A 17,733-nucleotide genomic window follows, 5' to 3' on the forward strand; every position below is an offset into this window, starting at 1 on the left:
TGAAAGAGTGGAGCTGAAGGTTAGTACTGCGGTAAACGGGTATCGACATCCCGCGCCCAGGCGTTTAGGCCATCTTTTAAATTCATCACGCGCCCCTGATAACCTGCGCGCTGGAGTGCCCGAATGGCGAAAATACTGCGCTGCCCTATCTTGCACAGAAACACCGCATCGACCGTCGGATCGAATTCATCGATACGTCTGACTATCTGGCCCAGCGGCATCACTTTGGCCTGCGGAAATTTTGCGATCGCTCTTTCGTGGGGCTCACGAATGTCGATCAGTTGCAGGGGTTTTCCCTCCTCTATCCAGGCGTGAAGCTCAAGCGCCGTGACGCTTTCAATGGGTACTTCTGACTCATCGGGTTTCAGCCCGCAAAACTCCTCATAGTCGATGAGTGCATGGATCGACGGATGCTCACCGCAGACCGGACAGCCGGGGTCCCTCTCCAGCCGCAGTTCACGTTGCTTCATCTGCCATACATCAAAGAGCAGCAGACGGCCGATCAGGCTCTCGCTGCCGCCGACGATAAGCTTGATGGCTTCCGCGGCCTGAATAGTGCCAATAATTCCCGGCAACACACCGACCACACCGCCTTCCGCGCAGGAGGGCACCAGACCCGGCGGCGGTGGCTCGGGATAAAGGCAGCGGTAGCAGGGTCCTTGCCCGGCATAAAAGACGCTGGCCTGTCCTTCAAACTGGAAGATGGAGCCGTAGACCAGCGGCTTACCCAGTAACACGCAGGCATCGTTGATCAGATACCGGGTGGGATAATTGTCCGTGCCGTCGACTACCAGGTCGTATTCGCGGATGATCTCGAGCGCGTTTTTACTGCTCAGGCTGGTGTTATAGGTTTCCACCTGAATCTCGGGGTTGATTGCTTTAATCTTGTCTTTCGCCGAAGCGACTTTGGGCCGGTTAATATCTTTGGTGCTGTGAATAATCTGCCTTTGCAGGTTGGAGACATCGACAAAATCAAAGTCGACAATCCCCAGCTTACCGACACCCGCCGCGGCCAGATAAAGCGCCACTGGCGCCCCCAACCCGCCGGTGCCAATAAGCAACACGCGGGCGGCCTTCAGACGCTTTTGCCCCTCAAGCCCGACTTCCGGCAGCAGCAAGTGGCGGCTGTAGCGGGCAATCTCAGCATGCGTCAGTTCCGTCAGACGGTCATCCGGGATAATGCTCGGTCTGCTCATATCGCCTTCCCGACGCCACCGGCAATGGCAGGAACCAGCAGCACTTCCGCCCCATCGCTAACCGGCGTCTCCAGCCCACCGGTAGTTTTAATATTGTGTTCTCCCACATACAGATTGATAAAGCTGCGCAACGCGCCTGCGTCGTCATACAGATGCGGCTGAATGTCCGGATATCGCGCCGCCAGCGCCGCGACCAGCTGCCCAACGGTGTGACCTTCGAGGGTCACCTTCCCCTGACCGTCGGTGAACGCGCGTAGCGCAGTGGGGATCAGTAATGTCGATGCCATAGTGATAATCTCTCCGTGTTTTGCTCTGGTTTCCGGCAACGTTGTGCCTGTTATTCACGTCATGAAACGATGTGCACTTCCTCCTGCAAAAAGCGCAGACGGTCCTGCGTGAGCCGCCAGCTGGTCAGCGCCCCCGCCTGCCGCTGCGCGACCGCCACGATGATGTAGGCGTAAAACGGCAGGGCATGTTCACGGTCAAATTCCGATGGAATGGCCGGATGATCGGGGTGCGAATGGTAATAGCCGATGACATCCACACCTTCCGCCAGCGCAGCACGCTCCGCCCGCAAGGCGTCGTCGGCGGTGATAACAAAACGGTGGTACTGCTCTTCCGATTCCCGCGCGTTGACGATGGGGAAAATGGCCGTCACGCGGCCATCGCCCTGCGCTGATAAATGGCCAAAAAGCGCACCACAGCATTCATTGGGATAGGTCTTTTCCCCTTCAGCGCCAATCTGTCTGGCGATTTCGCGAGTCAATTCAATCATGAGTTTCATTCCAGAAAGGGTCGGTCAAATAGCGGGAACCCACATCGCACAGCAGCGTGACCACCACCGAACCAGCCGGCAGGGTGCGGGCCAGTCGTGCGGCGGCGGCAACATTGGCGCCAGATGAAATACCGACAAAAATGCCGTCCCGCCGGGCGAGGCGTCGCGCGCTCGCATAGGCCTCCTCGGTGGTGACGGAAATCACATCATCAAACAGGGTTTCGTCGAGAATGCCGGGTTTAATGCTGCTGCCCATATGCTTAGTCCCTTCAATGCCATGGAATGGCGAAGCGGGCTGCACGGCGAGGGTTTTCACCCGCGGATCCTCGAACTTCAGCCGTCGGGCGGTGCCGACAAAACTGCCTGACGTACCCATCCCGGCGACAAAATGGGTGACTTGCTTTCCGCTCTGCTCCCAGATCTCTTTCCCGGTGGTCGCGAAATGCGTTTGCGGATTAACGGGATTGTTATACTGGTCGGGATAAAAATAGCGCTCCGGGTGTGCGGCGACCTGGGCCTGAACTTCAAGATAAGCGCCATCGGAACCTTCAAGCGGATCAGTCTCCACAATCGTGGCGCCATACTGACGAATTATTTTTTTACGCTCCGGGCTGGTATTCTGCGGGAGATACAGCCGAACGTGATACCCCAGCGCGGCGCCGATCATCGCGTAAGCAATTCCGGTATTACCGCTGGTCGCATCAATAATAGTTTTATCCGGCGTCAATAACCCCCGCGCAATTCCGTCCAGTACCATCGCTTTTGCCGCGCGGTCTTTCACCGAGCCGCTGGGATTCATAAATTCAGCTTTCGCCAGCAGGGTGACACCCGATAATTCTGCAGTAAAAGAGGGCAAGGCTATTAAAGGCGTCCCGCCAATCGTTTCAAGTAAATTCATAATAATGATCACGCTGCTATTTTAATGGTACAAGAACGATAGGTTTATTTATTCTTGTAATGATTAAATGCCGTCGCCGTCGCTGAAATGCCTCTGCTGAATTCGCGCCTGTTGGACATTACTGTCCGGTGGCACATCACGGGTTAGCCAGATATTTCCTCCGATGCTGGAGCGCGCCCCGATGGTAATTCTCCCAAGTATTGTCGCACCGGCATAAATCACAACGTCATCTTCAATAATAGGATGGCGAGGATAATTTTTTTGCAATTGTCCATCCTCACCGACGAGAAAACGTTTGGCTCCCAGGGTGACGGCTTGATAAATACGCACTCGTTTACCGACGATGGCGGTTTCACCAATGACCACGCCGGTTCCGTGATCGATAAAGAATCCATCATCAATCTGCGCACCGGGATGAATATCGATACCGGTCTGGCTATGCGCCTTTTCGGTGATGATGCGCGCCAGCAGCGGAAGGTCGAGCTGATGCAGCTCATGGGCCAGCCGATAGTGCATCACCGCATGAATTCCCGGGTAGCACAGCAGCACATCATCCATACTGCGTGCGGAGGGATCGCCCTGATAAGCGGCGAGGATATCACCGTCAAGACGCTGACGAATCACCGGTAAACGGTTGGCAAACTGCTGAACGCGTCTGACCGCCTCCTGCAACAGGACCTCATTTTCCGCCTGCTCATCCGACTGATAATAGAGTTCCAGAAGCGCTTCTTCGGTGAGTCTGTCCAGCGCCGTGCCGAGCAAATGGCCGACGTAATAATCTTCCCCCTCTTTGCGTAAGTCCACGTCGCCTAAGCGCATCGGATAAAGCACTTTTATCAATGTATCCGCGACGGAATTAACGCTTTCCCGGGAAGGTAAACTCCGTTTATTACGATAATTATTCTTCGCGTGCTCATCGCGCCACGCCTGGCGAACGCGACGCAATTCATTGACGACATTATTTAAATGCCAGTTATTTTCTCTTTTCGGCAAGAGATACAATTCACCCGCTTCCGGCATAATAATATCCTTCATAAAAGCACTTCGATAAAATTCTTTTTGGCGTTACCTCACTTTTATGCATTACCCACATTAAAAACAAATAACCTTATTGACTTTCAATAGCTGAAAAGAATAAATAGTTAAAAATCAAGGCATTCTCTCCCCCTCACCTCACTCAGTCGTGACATCGCGTCCCGCCAGGTCAAGCATTGCAGGTGTCACACCTCAGTAAGACGGGCGAAAAGCGGCTTCCCCGGATAGATGGAGCCTAGGGTTTGCTTTCAGAGCAACTCACCCCATCCGCCACTGTTCGCCAGTCCAGGCCGCCAACATAAAAAAGCCTGCTTCCCAGCAGGCTTTGTTTTATACGGCGGCAGAACACCGCTTCCGGAAGGCGAACCAGCCCCTTTCCAGTGCTTACGCCCGGGGCCACAGGCCATGTTTGTTAGCGCAAGCTTTCTTCCTTCAGATCTATCTCCCGCAGCACTTCATAAAAGGTCGTATCACTGATGTTATGGGCGCGCCGCAGTCGGAACAGCTCCTGGCGCTGGGCGATAATGACCTCTCTTTGCATATACTTCTCCAGCCTGGCGCGCTTCGCCAGCTCCAGCCCGACATCCTGCTCCTCGTCACTGTCGTTATAGTGCAGCCGCCGCTGGTACGTTTCCAGCAGCATATTGCCCGCATCGACCCGCAAAGCCTGCTCATTCGGATCGTCTACCGGCTCGTCCAGCAGCGCATTCAGGCGGTTAATCGCCACTTCGGTCATCACCGCACCGATATTGTCCTTCCCGGTGTCATGGGGTAAATCATCGGCAAGATACTGGGTCATGTACGGCAGGCCGACAGCCGCCACGATGAGCGACATCAGGATCACCGCCATTGAGAGAAAGATCAGCAGTTCCCGCCCCGGAAACGGCGAGCCATCCGCCAGCATCACCGGTAACGTCAGGATACCGGCCAGGGTGACGGAGCCTTTTACTCCCGCCAGCGCCATGACGGCCATGATGCTGAATCGCGGACGAATAGTGATAGCCTTGCCCCGGCGCTTGCGGCGGAAAATCGTCAGGGTCATCGACAGCCATACCCAGGCAAAGCGCATCAGGCCAAGCGCCAGCGTGATGGCCACCGCGTACAGCAGCAGATACCAGGGAGACGAGACGCCGGCCTGACTGGCCACCGCAGGAAGCGTATTCAGCATGCGCGGCAGCTGCTCGCCCAGCATGAGAAAAATCATGCCGTTGAGGGTCGTCTGCAGCATGGTCCACACCGCGCTGCTTTTCATACGCGTCGCCGGTAGTCGGGGACCCGACAGCTGCTCATAGTGCATCGCAATGCCGGCGGCCACCGCAGCAAGAATGCCTGAGACATGGAACGCCTCGGCCAGCAGGTAGGCGGCAAAGGGGATAAGCAGGCTTATCAGGATCTGAATTGCCGGCTCCTCGCGGGTGCGGCGCACGAGAAAGTTATTACATTTGCCGGTGACCCACACCACCACGAGGCCACTGAGGATCCCCCCAAACGCCATCAGGAAAAACTTCACCACCGCGTCTCCCGGGGAGAAGCTGCCGGTCAGCACCGCGGCGATGGCGAAGTTAAAGGCGACAAGGCCTGAAGCATCGTTTAACAGCGACTCCCCTTCGAGAATATGCGCCATCCTTGAGGGAAGCGGCGAGCTGGCAGTCATCGCCGATACCGCCACCGGATCGGTGGGTGACAGAATAGCCGCGAGGGCGAACCCCGCCGCCACGGTGATAGCCGGGATCAGCCAGTGTATAAACAGGCCAATGCCGAGGATCGTCACCATCACCAGGCCTATCGCCAGCGACAGAATCGGCTTCATATCCCTGAAAAAGGCGTCTTTGGGGATCCGCCAGCCATCGAGGAAAAGCAGCGGCGGGATAAACAGCAGCAAAAAGATATGCGGATCGAAATCGACCTGAAATCCGCCGGCGGCCAGCGCGGCACCTGCGGCGATCTGGATCAGCGGCAGCGGCACCTTGACGGGCAGAAGATGAGACACGAACACGGTCACGACGATGGCCATCATAAAGACCAACACAATAGTAATTAGCGACATTCGCCCCCTCCTCTGACGGCAATACTCATTCTGTACATCACGCTTTTATTCCTTTCCTTGCAGGTGTTGTTTCATCGCCGGTTTATTGCTTCAGACGCCGATAATAGAGGTCAGCAATCTCGGTATGATGGCGATGTTATTTAAACTACGGTGGCGCCTCCTGCCGAACCAGGGGTGACAATGTGTTTTATCGTACCGCCTTTGTCAATCCGCCATCGTCTGCAAATAATTGACAATCCGCGTCTGCGGCAGCGTAATGAAGGCATCTCTGGCGCTTGTCTATCCCATCTCATAGTGAACACGGATCAATATATTCTTTATATTATTAGTTCTTCTTATCGTATTTCGAATACGGATATTACCAGGCAACCTAATAGAATTCGCAGAGTAATATTTCTCTGCCGAAAACAACGGTGATAACCGTACAGTGCCAGAAAATGCTCATGCCAGGCCGCCTTCCTGACCCAGGTTGTTCGACATCCCTCTCCTCCGCCACGCTGCGCTTGCCCCATCCCGGGTTTGGGCGTACCCTGACCGACAATTAAACCACACGGTCTAAATGATGAATCCCGATACCTCCGCCATCCTGAAGCCCCGCCGCGGCCGTCCACCCAAGGTCGATCGCCAGTTTGACGATACGCGCCAGGCGCTGATTCGCTCAGGCCTTGAAGTGCTGACCGAAACGGGCTATCTCGCGGCGGGTATCGAGGCCGTTATCAGGAATATCGATGTGCCCAAGGGATCGTTTTATCACTGCTTTAAAAGCAAAGAGGCCTTTGGCCTGGCCGTGCTTAGCGCCTATGGCGACTTTTTTGCGCATAAATTAGATAAATTCCTGCTGGACGACGCCGTGCCGCCGCTGGAACGGATGGCGGCTTTTGTGCGTCATGCCGGCAAGGGGATGGAGAAATACCAGTTTCGCCGCGGCTGCCTTGTGGGCAACCTGCTGCAGGAGGCCCCGCTGTTACCCGACACCTTTCCCGGGCGATTAAAAGCGATCCTGACGGCATGGGAGTCGCGCGTGGCCCGCTGCCTGCACGAGGCGCAGGCTGCCGGAGCGATTGCCCGCGACGCCTCACCGGACGCGCTGGCCCAGGTGTTCTGGATCGGCTGGGAAGGCGCGGTGATGCGCGCCAGGCTGTGCCAGTCCGCCGCACCGCTTCACCAGTACTGGGAATTTTTTGCGCACAGTATGACAACAAAAACACCTGCACAGGACGGCGTTAGCGCCGATAACCCCCTTCCGACGAGGAATACTCTGTCATGAAAGCATTAGTTCTGGACCAGATCGACAACCGCACCGTCGCCGCCGTCAAAGCGATCGACCTGCCCGCCCTTGCCGAAGGCGACGTTCGGGTCGCTATCGACTGGTCGAGTCTCAACTATAAAGATGCCCTGGCGATCACCGGCAAAGGCAAAATCATCCGTCAGTTCCCAATGGTGCCTGGCATCGATTTTGCGGGACGGGTGAGTGAAAGCCGCGATCCGCGCTTTGTTCCCGGTCAGGACGTGATCCTCACCGGCTGGGGCGTAGGCGAAAACCACTGGGGTGGCCTGGCCACCGAAGCCTGCGTCAAAGGCGACTGGCTGGTTGCCCAGCCGGCGGCGCTCAGCGCGCGCCAGGCGATGATCATCGGCACCGCCGGCTTTACCGCAATGCTGTGCGTTGATGCCCTCGTCAGTGCGGGCGTCACTCCGGAAAGCGGGGATATCCTGGTCACCGGCGCCAGCGGCGGCGTCGGCAGCACCGCCGTGGTGTTGCTGAAAGCGCTGGGCTACCGGGTGACGGCGGTATCGGGCCGGGAATCGACGCACGATTACCTGCGTCAGCTGGGCGCCGATGCGATCCTGCCGCGCAGCGACTTCGCGGAGACCCGTCCGCTGGAGAAACAGCTGTGGGCGGGCGCGGTGGATACCGTAGGCGGCACGATGCTGGCCAAAGTGCTGGCGCAGACGCAATACCGCGGCTGCGTCGCCGCCTGCGGTCTGGCCGGGGGCTTCGATCTGCCGACCACCGTGATGCCGTTTATTCTGCGCAACGTGCGCCTGCAGGGGGTGGATTCGGTGATGGTGCCGACCGCTGAACGCGACGCCGTCTGGCAGCGTCTGGCCCAGCTCCTGCCGGAGAGCTACTACCAGCAGGCGGCCACCGAAATCACGCTGGAGCAGGCGCCAGAGTATGCCGCAGATTTTCTCAGCAACACGATTCGCGGCCGCACTCTGGTCAGCATCGGCCAGTAATCCTCTTCTCCCGGCGCCCGTGCGGCGCCGGATCCCGAGAGGATCAAGGCATATCATTTCCTTCCCCACGGGATTATGATGACGCGAACCGATGCCTTTGCGAGTGGTAAAAAAGTAAATGGATGTCATAAGCATCATTATGGCGGCGGGTAAATCATCCGTTGACGTTGCGCTGTATACGCTGTTGCCGATTATGGTGATCATGCTGATCATCATGAAATATCTGGAGGTCCGCGGCATCCTCGATGTGATTGTTCGCTGGGTTGCCCCGCTGCTGAAGCCCTTCGGCTTAACCGGGATGAGCGCCTTCGCCCTGATCCAGATTAACTTTGTCAGCTTCGCCGCCCCGCTTGCGACGCTGTCGATTATGGACAAACGCGGCGTCTCGGACCGGCAAATGACCGCCACGCTGGCCATGGTGTTCGCCATGGGGCAAGGCAACGTCTTTTATCCCCTCACCCCTTTTGGTCTGCACTGGCTGGCCTCGATCGTTATCTCGGTGGTCGGCGGGCTGTGCGCGGCCGCCGTCGCCTGGCACGTCACCGGACGGCGCTTATCGGTCGCCGAGAATCCCCGCGCGGAAGCGTTACCTAACGCCGAGCAAAACAGCCAGGGCATACTGGCGGTGATCAACAGCGCCGGCTCCGACGCCATCCGCCTGGCGCTCGGCGCAGTCCCGATGCTGATCCTGTCGTTAACCATTGTCGGACTGCTGCAGGGCGCCGGGGCCATTGACCTGCTACAGCAGGCGCTGAAGCCGGTACTTGGCTGGCTGCATATCCCGCAGAACTTTGTTCTGCCGGCGCTGGTGAAGTGCGTCGCCGGGGGCACCGCCTACTTTGGCGTTATTTCTGAGCTGATCCAGCAGGGCAAAGTGACCGTCAGCCAGGTCAACGCCTCGGCAGGCCTGCTGATCCAGACCTTTGACCTCCCCGGTATCGGTATTTTTCTCGGCATCAGCTCACGGTTCGTCCGCCTGTTTCGCTTTGTCGTTCCCGCGGCGATCGTCGGCATCCTGCTGCGTACCGTTCTGCACCTGATCCTGTTTTAACGCCTCTGCTCTGGCCTGCGCTTTCAGGCAGGCCGTCACCGCCGCCTGCTCGCCGCAGGTGATGTGCTCATCGACGCGCGCCAGCATCCACGGAAAGAAAGGATTGGAGGTGACGCGCATTAACGTCTCCAGCCCCACGCTCAGCGTTCCGGTTTCCCCACGCAGTGAAATGGTGCCCAGGCTGATGCCGTAGCGGTTCTTCTCGTCCGGCTCGCGACCATACAGCGAGTCGCTCAGGGGAAACGGCACCGCCACATGCGACAGAGAGTACATATCCGCCGGCCAGGCGAGATGCAATGGATAACGATGCTCATCCTGCTCCTGCGCCAGCGTGGTACGGGCGATGGTCTGCAGCGTGTGCGCCGTCGCGTTGGTCACCACCGTGGTGGTATAGGCCCGCGGCGCCGGGGGCAGCAGCGTATTGACTGCCGCATAGAGCGCGGGACGAAACAGGACCCGGAGATCCGCCGCCTGGTTAATATCGAACACCACCAGCTCGCTGCCGTTGTCCGGCAGGTAGCGATACAGGGACTCCACCACCGCGCGGGTGCTGACCGTGGAATCCATCACCGACTGAAAGGTCAGGACTGGCGGCAGCGCTTTCAGCTCGCCCTGACGGGACGCGCGGATAATCTGCTGCTGCAGCGCCTGGCTCAATAACCAGGACTGTCTTGCCGCCTTGACCGGAAAGGAGTTGTACTTGAAGGGATTAAACTCAGGCGCCACGTTCAGCCAGGCCGCGCGGGCGAACGCCGGGAAGATGGACGGCAGCCCGGCGAGGCCAGCGAAACGGGCAAACGCGGTCACGCCGATCATCGGCGACAGCAGGATAATCTGCTGCGGCTGACGCAGGTGGCTGTCTTCCAGGCTATCGAGGGCATACTTGAGCGCCAGCGCGCCGCCGTTAGAGTAGCCGACCAGATGCAGCGGCACGTCCTCCCCGGCCAGGCGCGTCGCTTCGCGCACCGCCAGACGCATCGCTGCCAGCCAGGTCTCCCAGTCCACCGCCGTTAACGCCCCCGGCGCGGTGCCGTGCCCCGGCAAACGCGGCACCACCGCCACATAACCCCGCTGCTGCCAGAGTTGCGCCAGATAGCGCACGCTGTAGGGCGAATCGGTCAGGCCATGGAGCAACACCACGCTGCCGCGCGGCTTGCCCTGCGGCAACAGCACAAAAGAACGATTCCAGTCCTGCTTAAACTGCCCCGGCCAGACCCGGCTGTGACGATAAAAGCGGTTGACCGGGGTTTTATCTTCTTCCGGCAAAGCCTCTGTCACCTCGCGCTGGAGATCGGCGAAAATCGTCTTCTCCCGCGCCAGATACTGGGCAAAGGTCGCCTGGTCGATCGCTTCGGCCGACATCTCGTTGGCGCTCCAGGTATGCCAGCGATGCAGGGCCGGGCCACGCTGGGACTCATAGATCCGCCCGGCGAGAAAGACCACCAGCAGCACCAGTAGCGCAATGATCCCTTTTTTTAGCAGTGAGCCAATCACGGCACCCGACGTTCGCCAGTGGCGTAAAACATGCTTCATGACGCTCCCTCTTATATTTTTCGCGTAGCCGGACTCATCTGCCCTATTCCTGACAGGCTATTTTCACTGTCTGTTTCTCAGCATAGTCATCGGTTCCGGGAAATTAAACCCGGCAGATCATTCATGTTTGGCGAAAAAAAACCTACCGATGAGATCAACGTTCGGTCGCGTATTTTTAAACACTGTATAAACCAAGGGGATAATCTTATTGTCAGACCTTGAGGAAACATGAATTATCGGCAGGGACACAAACAGGACAGGGAGATATAGATGGAGTGGTGGGTAAAAAAAGTACGAAAAAATTCAATGACCAGCCCCTGCTGCGTCGTGCTGCAGAGCGGTGCGCTGGAGATGATTGCGGAAATTGAAGCCTGTCGCCTCCTCCTGCAGGAAGGCGATAAACTCACTCCGCTGGCCAATGCTCGTTATTGCCTGAATAATAACCCGGCGCAGACGTTGAAGATCCTCAAAGCCACTCATTATAGCAGTGAGCGCTGGGCCAACCTCGGCGGATAAAGAGCACGCCAGGCCCTTAGCCAGTTTTGGTCTCAGTATCTTCGCATCCAATATATAAATTCCCCTTCGTCCTTTTCGCGCTGTGACATACTATCGGGAATGTCAGCAGACCTGAAACAAGGAGCGAATAATGAATCACAAGGCCGCCAGTCTGACCCCGGAACAAGCGCTTGCCGAGCTGGAAGCGCGCTATGAAGCCTCGGTCACGGCGTTACGCAAGGCCATCGGCGACTATATCGACCATAATACGCTCCCTGATACCGAAGCCCGTGCGGAAGGCCTTTTTGTCTACCCGCAGCTGTCGGTCTCCTGGGACGGCGCCGACCATAAGGCCCTCAAAACGCGCGCCTGGGGGCGTTTTACCCATGCCGGTTGCTATACCACCACCATTACGAATCCGAAACTGTTCCGCAGCTATTTGCTGGAACAGCTGACCCTGCTGTATCAGGACTATGGCGCGCATATCAGCGTCGAGCTGTCGCAGCATGAGATCCCCTATCCTTATGTGATAGATGGCTCCACCCTGACCCTCGACCGCTCGATGAGCGCTGGTCTGACGCGCTATTTTCCCACCACCGAGCTGTCACAGATTGGCGATGAGACCGCGGATGGCCTGTTCCACCCTACCGAGTTCTATCCGCTGTCACACTTTGACGCCCGCCGCGTCGATTTTTCGCTGGCGCGTCTGCGACACTACACCGGCACGCCGGCGGAACATTTCCAGCCCTACGTGCTGTTCACCAACTATACCCGCTATGTGGATGAGTTCGTCAGCTGGGGCTGCAGCCAGATCCTCGATCCCGACAGCCCCTATATCGCCCTCTCCTGCGCCGGCGGGATCTGGATCACCGCGGAAACGGAAGCGCCTGAGCAGGCCATTTCCGATCTGGCGTGGAAAAAGCATCAGATGCCGGCCTGGCATTTGATCACCCACGACGGCAAGGGGATCACGCTGATTAACATTGGCGTCGGCCCGGCTAACGCCAAAACCATCTGCGATCATCTGGCGGTACTGCGGCCGGACGTCTGGTTAATGATCGGCCACTGCGGCGGCCTGCGCGAAAGCCAGACTATCGGCGACTATGTGCTGGCCCACGCCTATCTGCGTGACGATCATGTGCTGGATGCCGTACTGCCGCCGGATATTCCGATCCCCAGCATTGCCGAAGTGCAGCGTGCGCTGTATGACGCCACCAAGCAGGTGAGCGGAATGCCCGGCGAGGAAGTGAAGCAGCGGCTGCGTACCGGAACGGTGGTGACCACCGACGACCGTAACTGGGAGCTGCGCTATTCCGCTTCGGCGCTGCGCTTTAATCTCAGCCGCGCGGTGGCTATCGATATGGAGAGCGCGACCATCGCCGCCCAGGGGTATCGCTTCCGCGTGCCTTACGGCACGCTGCTCTGCGTCTCGGACAAACCGCTGCACGGTGAAATCAAGCTACCGGGCCAGGCCAACCGCTTCTACGAGGGCGCCATCTCCGAGCATCTGCAGATAGGCATCCGGGCGATCGACCTGCTGCGCGCCGAGGGAGATCACATGCACTCGCGTAAGCTGCGCACCTTCAACGAGCCACCGTTCCGTTAACCGGTGACGCAGGGATAAAAAGGAAACACGCTGGCGTTCCCCGCAGGGGATCGTCAGTGTGTAGCGATATCCCCACCGGCGAGCAGAGTCATTTGGCGCTGAAGATGCCCACTTTTATTTTGTAAGCCATAAACCGGACAATATCATTCTGGGCCTTTTCAAGGCTATCTGCGGAAGAAGACTCGGTCGATTCATAGCCAATAATGTCCTGGTTTTTGAGTATGGTGCGACCATTCATACTCATCATTATTTTTCCCTTCAGGGTGGTCGTATATTCTGTTCCGCTGTAAACGGCATTTTCAGTATAAGTATAGGTGCTATTGACACAGCGGGTTTTCGTTTCACCGGTTTTCATTTTTTTCCCTTTGCCGTCGCGACTGAAAACAGGGACATCGTAACACTGCTGTGTGACGCCCTCTCTTTCTTCCGGCGCGGTCCTTCTGTAACTTCCGGATTCACGTTCGGCTTTGGTTAAGCGCAATGTAATAACAAAATTTGTACCGGTTTTTTGTGGGGCACTGGGATAGTCGAAGACATAGTGACACATACAGCTGACTTCCAGAGGGTAAGGAAGCACTTTATTCCTGTCGCTGGCTTCTTTTTTGCGTTCATCGAGTGATTTTGCCGCGTAATAGTGACGAAGTCCGGGAATAACACCTTCCCTCAATACATCTTTACCCGCGATAGCCCGGTCTCCGGCAATTTTTATAATGATATGATTGGTTGCATTGTCATAAGCCGTTTGCAGATCGTGATTAAGACCTTTACGCCATGGGCTGTAACGATAAGTTGCAAGCAGGTCATGGAGCTTCACTGTTTTATTTTTTTCTTTTTGCGCCAGTTGATAAAAAGCCTCTCCCGCCAGATCCCTTCCTTTTTGCTCGTTAGCCGTGGATGGGTAAGATTCAGGATGAATCTGCGCTTTCATTTCTGCCGTCATTAAGGGCATGACGCGGCGCATCTCCGGCATCCAGCAGGCATAGCTTTCGCCTTTTTGCCAAAGATCATTAATACTAGATTGTGCATGAATATATTTAAGATTAATTATAATTTTATTATAATTATCGACATAGGCCTGCAATACTTTGGCTTGCAGACCGGCACTCCCCTTAGCCTGCGCGATTGTCAGGGCTCCCTTCAGGTAATCAAGGCTGTCACAATAGGAAGAAGAATATGAATTCTTATTTGCCAGATAGGAAGCGCTCTCCAGGTTACGGTTGATTTTACCTCGCGAAGTCCATGCACAGGCGCTTAATAAGAGTGTAGATATCAATACTATAATAAAGCATTTACTTTTCATCGTTATTTCCATTAACAAAAAAGAGTGTAGTGAATAATCAGCTCGCAGTTCCATTCGCATCTGATTATACGAGCCCGTGCGGCAATGGAAACGGTATTTTATAGAAGTGACTGTGTGATCCGCATTGATGTGATTTCCCCCATGCAACAAATGGCCCTCGGGGTTGCTCTTACGCTTCATGACATGTAAAAAGCGGCCTGATTCCAGGCTGATCGTCCCGTTACCGACAATACCTTTGAAAATGTCGGGCTGCGTTGCAGCTAAGGTCACTCTTCACACTGCATCAATCCCTGATCTGGTTTCTCGGCACAGCTCGTAAAACTGTGAACACCTTGCATGTTATGCACAGAAATACCCGAATGCGTCTTCAGCATTGCAGTAACAACGCATGAATCCTTCATTCCATCGCTTCATTATTACCCTTATAGCTTTACATCTATATAGTATTTAACCTATATTAACCTGGAGGTCCCGTGTGGACGATTAAAACAACGGATATGTTTGATCGCTGGTTTACCTCGCTCAATGATATCGATCGGGCCAGCGTGCTGGCAGCGCTGTTGGTCTTGCGGGAAAAGGGGCCGGGTTTGTCCAGACCTTATGCCGATACGATCAGAGGTTCCCGCTACAGCAACATGAAAGAGTTGCGTGTTCAGAGCCGGGGCGATCCAATACGGGCGTTTTTTGCTTTTGACCCGGCCCGTACCGGCATTGTGCTTTGTGCCGGAAATAAGGTCGGCAATGAAAAACGGTTTTACCATGAGATGCTCGCGGTCGCAGATCGGGAATTCACGAACTGGCTTAACAGATTGAAAGAGAAGGAGTAACGCGATGGGCAGAACGCTGGAACAGCTTCTTATAGATGAAAAACCGGATGTCGTTGCCGAAGCTCAGGCTATTGCTAAGGATATCCTGCTTAATATTCATCTTGCCGAACTACGTGAGAAGGTGCAGAAGACCCAGGTAGAAATGGCTCAGGATTTAGGCATAAAACAGCCTACCGTTGCAGGAATGGAAAAACCGGGCCGCGACCTGAAGCTCTCTACCCTTAAGCGTTATGTTGAAGCGGCGGGTGGTAAGCTGCGGCTTGATGTTGAGCTCCCGGACGGGTCGCACTATGAGTTTGTTTTGTAGCGTAGGGTATCGAGAGTGGATCGATGCGCCTGCGGTGGGTAAGGAGAACCTGTAGATAGACAGATATTGTGAATGAAGTGCTGACCCGACTGGAAGCCATTATGAGCTGATACTTTTTATACGGCCAAAAGATGTTGAAAAGCAAAAAGCCTGCTCGAAAGCAGGCTTCTTAAATGTGGCTCCTCTGACTGGACTCGAACCAGTGACATACGGATTAACAGTCCGCCGTTCTACCGACTGAACTACAGAGGAATCGTGTGAACGGGGCGCATATTATCGATGACGCCCGGCGCTGTCAAAGCCTGTTTTCAATAAAATGAATCGTTTGCCGAATTATTCTTCACTTTGCGCAAAAAATGGCGTTCATCCCCGCAAACGGCTCAGGTTTTCTCCGACGTGGCCTTCACGCGCGGGTACTTCCACAGCCAGCGACCGCTCACCATGCGGAAGTAAAACAGCACACCGCGCACCGCCCAGTCGAGCACCATCCCCAACCACACGCCAATCACGCCCATCCCCAGCACGATACCCAGCGTATAGCCCGCCACCACCCGGCAGCCCCACATCCCCAGCATCGACACCCACATGGTATAGCGTACGTCGCGGGCCCCCTTAAACGCGCAGGGTAAGGTCCACGACAGCGACCAGATTGGCATAAACAGGGCGTTGAGCCACAGCAACTGCTTCACCACCTCTTTCACGTCGTCTTCATGGGTATAGAACGAGGCAATAAGACCGGCAAACGGGGCGCTACCCCAGGCGATCAGCGTCAGAATGATCGTCGACAGCCAGAACACGTGCCAGGCCTGGAATTCAGCCTGACCAATCTGCCCTTTCCCCAGTCGCTTGCCGGTGATGATCGTCGAGGCGGAGCCGAGGGCGTTGCCCGGCAGGTTAATCAGCGAGGCCACTGAAAAAGCGATAAAGTTGCCGGCGATAACGTTGGTACCCATCCCGGCGACAAACATCTGGGTCAGCAGCTTGCCGCCATTGAACAGGACCGATTCGATACTGGCCGGGATGCCGATCCCCATCACCTCCCAGATAATGGCGAAGTTAAAGGGTTTGAAGTAGCTCTTCAGCGACAACCGCAGCGCCGGATTGAGGCCCACCATCAGCACCCATATAGTCGCCACGGCGCCAATATAGCGGGCAATGGTCAGCCCGAGACCGGCGCCGACAAACCCCAGCCCCGGCCAGGAGAAGATGCCATAGATGAGCACGCTGCTGATTAAGATGTTGAGGATATTCATCCCGCCGTTGATCAGCAGCGGGATTTTGGTGGTTCCGGCGCCGCGCAGTGCACCGCTACCGATCAGCGCAATCGCCGCCGCCGGATAGCTCAGCGCCGTCAGCTCCAGATAGGTCAGCGCGAGTTCCTTGACCTGCGCAGTGGCGTCACCGGCAACAAAATCAATAATCTCCTGACCAAAGGCATGGATCACTCCCGCCAGTAAAATGGAAAACAGCGTCATAATGGCCAGCGACTGACGCGCGGCCGCTCTCGCCCGCCGCCGATCGCGCTTGCCAAGGCTAAAAGCCACCACCACCGTGGTACCAAGATCGATGGCGGCAAAGAACGACATGATCACCATGTTAAAGCTATCGGCCAGCCCCACCCCGGCCATGGCCTCTTTTCCCAGCCAGCTGACAAGGAAGGTGCTCAACACCCCCATCAACAGCACACAGGCATTTTCCAGCAGAATGGGGACAGCGAGAGGGCTGATTTCGCGCCAGTACAGCACACGATAACGCTGACGTTTTTTAAACCAGGATGTCCGTTCGACGGCCTGGCGTACGGCGGAGGTGACGTTCAAGAGAGACCTTAGTGAGAGATGTTGAAACAACATTTCAAATGATGATTGAGAAATGGATATCCTGCAAAGTATTTTTCCTGAATAATTGTCGGAAATGACAACAAATTGTTGATGGAAGCGGCAGTTGCACCTGAACAGGCGAATTGATGTTTGACAAAAGATTTTTCGCCGCTAAGATACGACTCCACACGATTCCTCTGTAGTTCAGTCGGTAGAACGGCGGACTGTTAATCCGTATGTCACTGGTTCGAGTCCAGTCAGAGGAGCCACATTTAAAAAGCCTGCTTTCGAGCAGGCTTTTTGCTTTTTTGCGTCGCTGACGTTAACTGAGAATCGCATCCAGCCTGGCAAGCACCTCATTGACAACGGCGTCAGGTATGCGTTCCAGACGCTTGCCGTTCCGGGCCGCCATATCGATAGTTCTGGGCTGGTCGCAGCGAATAACGCCTGTTGTTTTGGTCCCCGCCTCTTCCAGTGAAACAGTGAAACCTGCTGTACGTGCAAAGTGTCCGCCGCTGGTGACGGGAACCACGACCGGTAGTCGGGTCAGCTTGTTAAACGATGCCTCCAGCCGCCAGAACCCGCCGAGACTCACTGCGCCCTTC

Annotated in this window: 17 protein-coding genes, 2 tRNA genes and 1 pseudogene; 8 read left to right on the forward strand and 12 right to left on the reverse strand. The window is 56.0% G+C overall.

All coding sequences use genetic code 11. The features are described from left to right. Positions 1-20: 20 nt before the first annotated feature. From moeB to CWM58_RS15295, 6 genes are all read right to left on the reverse strand, one after another. Positions 21-1,196, reverse strand: coding sequence for a molybdopterin-synthase adenylyltransferase MoeB (gene moeB / locus CWM58_RS15270; protein WP_100681250.1), 1,176 nt, complete (start codon positions 1,194-1,196; stop codon positions 21-23). Continuing rightward, positions 1,193-1,483: a MoaD/ThiS family protein gene (locus CWM58_RS15275; RefSeq protein WP_008804180.1), complete on the reverse strand. Its 291-nt coding sequence runs from the start codon at positions 1,481-1,483 to the stop codon at positions 1,193-1,195. The genes moeB and CWM58_RS15275 overlap by 4 nt, the downstream gene beginning before the upstream one ends. A gap of 59 nt (positions 1,484-1,542) precedes the next feature. Further along, positions 1,543-1,971 (reverse strand): Mov34/MPN/PAD-1 family protein, encoded by a 429-nt coding sequence (locus CWM58_RS15280; protein WP_012541140.1) that lies wholly within the window; start codon positions 1,969-1,971, stop codon positions 1,543-1,545. Next, positions 1,964-2,869 carry a PLP-dependent cysteine synthase family protein gene (locus tag CWM58_RS15285; protein ID WP_100681291.1) on the reverse strand — a complete coding sequence of 302 codons (906 nt, stop codon included), beginning with the start codon at positions 2,867-2,869 and terminating at the stop codon, positions 1,964-1,966. The genes CWM58_RS15280 and CWM58_RS15285 overlap by 8 nt, the downstream gene beginning before the upstream one ends. A 63-nt stretch (positions 2,870-2,932) precedes the next feature. After that, entirely contained in the window at positions 2,933-3,862 is a 930-nt protein-coding gene (gene epsC / locus CWM58_RS15290; protein ID WP_008804177.1) for a serine O-acetyltransferase EpsC, read from the reverse strand. 454 nt (positions 3,863-4,316) lie between these two features. After that, a complete protein-coding gene (locus tag CWM58_RS15295) occupies positions 4,317-5,951 on the reverse strand; it encodes a Na+/H+ antiporter (RefSeq protein WP_100681251.1) in 1,635 nt (544 codons plus the stop codon). Between the two features lie 562 nt (positions 5,952-6,513). On the opposite strand from CWM58_RS15295, the pseudogene CWM58_RS15300 reads away from it, so the two are divergent. From CWM58_RS15300 to CWM58_RS15310, 3 genes and pseudogenes are all read left to right on the forward strand, one after another. After that, positions 6,514-7,339, forward strand: a pseudogene (locus tag CWM58_RS15300) (TetR family transcriptional regulator C-terminal domain-containing protein). Then, a complete protein-coding gene (locus CWM58_RS15305; protein ID WP_264755271.1) occupies positions 7,272-8,192 on the forward strand; it encodes an MDR family oxidoreductase in 921 nt (306 codons plus the stop codon). Before CWM58_RS15300 ends, CWM58_RS15305 begins: the two are co-directional and overlap by 68 nt. A 118-nt stretch (positions 8,193-8,310) precedes the next feature. Continuing rightward, positions 8,311-9,243 (forward strand): nucleoside recognition domain-containing protein, encoded by a 933-nt coding sequence (locus tag CWM58_RS15310; RefSeq protein ID WP_023322917.1) that lies wholly within the window; start codon positions 8,311-8,313, stop codon positions 9,241-9,243. On the opposite strand, the gene CWM58_RS15315 is transcribed toward CWM58_RS15310, so the two are convergent. Further along, the gene (locus CWM58_RS15315) at positions 9,154-10,776 is read right to left on the reverse strand and encodes an alpha/beta hydrolase (RefSeq protein WP_100681254.1); all 1,623 of its coding nucleotides are present in this window, start codon (positions 10,774-10,776) and stop codon (positions 9,154-9,156) included. The two genes, CWM58_RS15310 and CWM58_RS15315, sit on opposite strands and share 90 nt — an antisense overlap. A 270-nt stretch (positions 10,777-11,046) precedes the next feature. Between CWM58_RS15315 and pmrD the strand changes: the two genes are divergently transcribed. Next, positions 11,047-11,292, forward strand: a complete 246-nt coding sequence (gene pmrD, locus CWM58_RS15320; protein WP_074385364.1) for a signal transduction protein PmrD — start codon at positions 11,047-11,049, stop codon at positions 11,290-11,292. Positions 11,293-11,422: 130 nt separating this feature from the next. Further along, positions 11,423-12,877 (forward strand): AMP nucleosidase, encoded by a 1,455-nt coding sequence (locus tag CWM58_RS15325; RefSeq protein WP_061153980.1) that lies wholly within the window; start codon positions 11,423-11,425, stop codon positions 12,875-12,877. Between the two features lie 88 nt (positions 12,878-12,965). On the opposite strand, the gene CWM58_RS15330 is transcribed toward CWM58_RS15325, so the two are convergent. Further along, the gene (locus CWM58_RS15330) at positions 12,966-14,447 is read right to left on the reverse strand and encodes a hypothetical protein (RefSeq protein WP_133122426.1); all 1,482 of its coding nucleotides are present in this window, start codon (positions 14,445-14,447) and stop codon (positions 12,966-12,968) included. 203 nt (positions 14,448-14,650) lie between these two features. On the opposite strand from CWM58_RS15330, the gene CWM58_RS15335 reads away from it, so the two are divergent. Both CWM58_RS15335 and CWM58_RS15340 read left to right on the forward strand, forming a co-directional pair. Then, the gene (locus tag CWM58_RS15335) at positions 14,651-15,004 is read left to right on the forward strand and encodes a type II toxin-antitoxin system RelE/ParE family toxin (protein ID WP_008804168.1); all 354 of its coding nucleotides are present in this window, start codon (positions 14,651-14,653) and stop codon (positions 15,002-15,004) included. Positions 15,005-15,008: 4 nt separating this feature from the next. Further along, a complete protein-coding gene (locus tag CWM58_RS15340; protein WP_061153979.1) occupies positions 15,009-15,311 on the forward strand; it encodes a helix-turn-helix domain-containing protein in 303 nt (100 codons plus the stop codon). Between the two features lie 176 nt (positions 15,312-15,487). Here the strand turns inward: CWM58_RS15340 and CWM58_RS15345 are convergent. The 3 genes from CWM58_RS15345 to CWM58_RS29555 form a co-directional block, all read right to left on the reverse strand. Further along, positions 15,488-15,563: transfer RNA gene (locus CWM58_RS15345), tRNA-Asn, on the reverse strand. 128 nt (positions 15,564-15,691) lie between these two features. Continuing rightward, positions 15,692-17,128 carry an EmmdR/YeeO family multidrug/toxin efflux MATE transporter gene (locus CWM58_RS15350; RefSeq protein ID WP_165785799.1) on the reverse strand — a complete coding sequence of 479 codons (1,437 nt, stop codon included), beginning with the start codon at positions 17,126-17,128 and terminating at the stop codon, positions 15,692-15,694. Between the two features lie 8 nt (positions 17,129-17,136). Further along, positions 17,137-17,316, reverse strand: coding sequence for a DUF5951 family protein (locus tag CWM58_RS29555; RefSeq protein ID WP_219163281.1), 180 nt, complete (start codon positions 17,314-17,316; stop codon positions 17,137-17,139). A gap of 5 nt (positions 17,317-17,321) precedes the next feature. Between CWM58_RS29555 and CWM58_RS15355 the strand changes: the two genes are divergently transcribed. After that, positions 17,322-17,397 (forward strand) — tRNA-Asn (locus CWM58_RS15355). A gap of 53 nt (positions 17,398-17,450) precedes the next feature. Here CWM58_RS15355 and CWM58_RS15360 read toward each other — a convergent pair. Further along, positions 17,451-17,723 carry a type II toxin-antitoxin system PemK/MazF family toxin gene (locus CWM58_RS15360; protein ID WP_319826645.1) on the reverse strand — a complete coding sequence of 91 codons (273 nt, stop codon included), beginning with the start codon at positions 17,721-17,723 and terminating at the stop codon, positions 17,451-17,453. Positions 17,724-17,733 lie beyond the last annotated feature (10 nt).

It is taken from the genome of Klebsiella sp. H-Nf2 (genome assembly GCF_002806645.1).
In the GTDB taxonomy this organism is placed as follows: domain Bacteria; phylum Pseudomonadota; class Gammaproteobacteria; order Enterobacterales; family Enterobacteriaceae; genus Klebsiella; species Klebsiella variicola.

Coding starts and splice junctions, on each gene's coding strand:
- moeB (WP_100681250.1), bottom strand. CDS start 1,196: ATGAGCAGACCGAGCATTATCCCGGATGACCGTCTGACGGAACTGACG.
- CWM58_RS15275 (WP_008804180.1), bottom strand. CDS start 1,483: ATGGCATCGACATTACTGATCCCCACTGCGCTACGCGCGTTCACCGAC.
- CWM58_RS15280 (WP_012541140.1), bottom strand. CDS start 1,971: ATGATTGAATTGACTCGCGAAATCGCCAGACAGATTGGCGCTGAAGGG.
- CWM58_RS15285 (WP_100681291.1), bottom strand. CDS start 2,869: ATGAATTTACTTGAAACGATTGGCGGGACGCCTTTAATAGCCTTGCCC.
- CWM58_RS15295 (WP_100681251.1), bottom strand. CDS start 5,951: ATGTCGCTAATTACTATTGTGTTGGTCTTTATGATGGCCATCGTCGTG.
- CWM58_RS15310 (WP_023322917.1), top strand. CDS start 8,311: ATGGATGTCATAAGCATCATTATGGCGGCGGGTAAATCATCCGTTGAC.
- CWM58_RS15315 (WP_100681254.1), bottom strand. CDS start 10,776: ATGAAGCATGTTTTACGCCACTGGCGAACGTCGGGTGCCGTGATTGGC.
- pmrD (WP_074385364.1), top strand. CDS start 11,047: ATGGAGTGGTGGGTAAAAAAAGTACGAAAAAATTCAATGACCAGCCCC.
- CWM58_RS15325 (WP_061153980.1), top strand. CDS start 11,423: ATGAATCACAAGGCCGCCAGTCTGACCCCGGAACAAGCGCTTGCCGAG.
- CWM58_RS15340 (WP_061153979.1), top strand. CDS start 15,009: ATGGGCAGAACGCTGGAACAGCTTCTTATAGATGAAAAACCGGATGTC.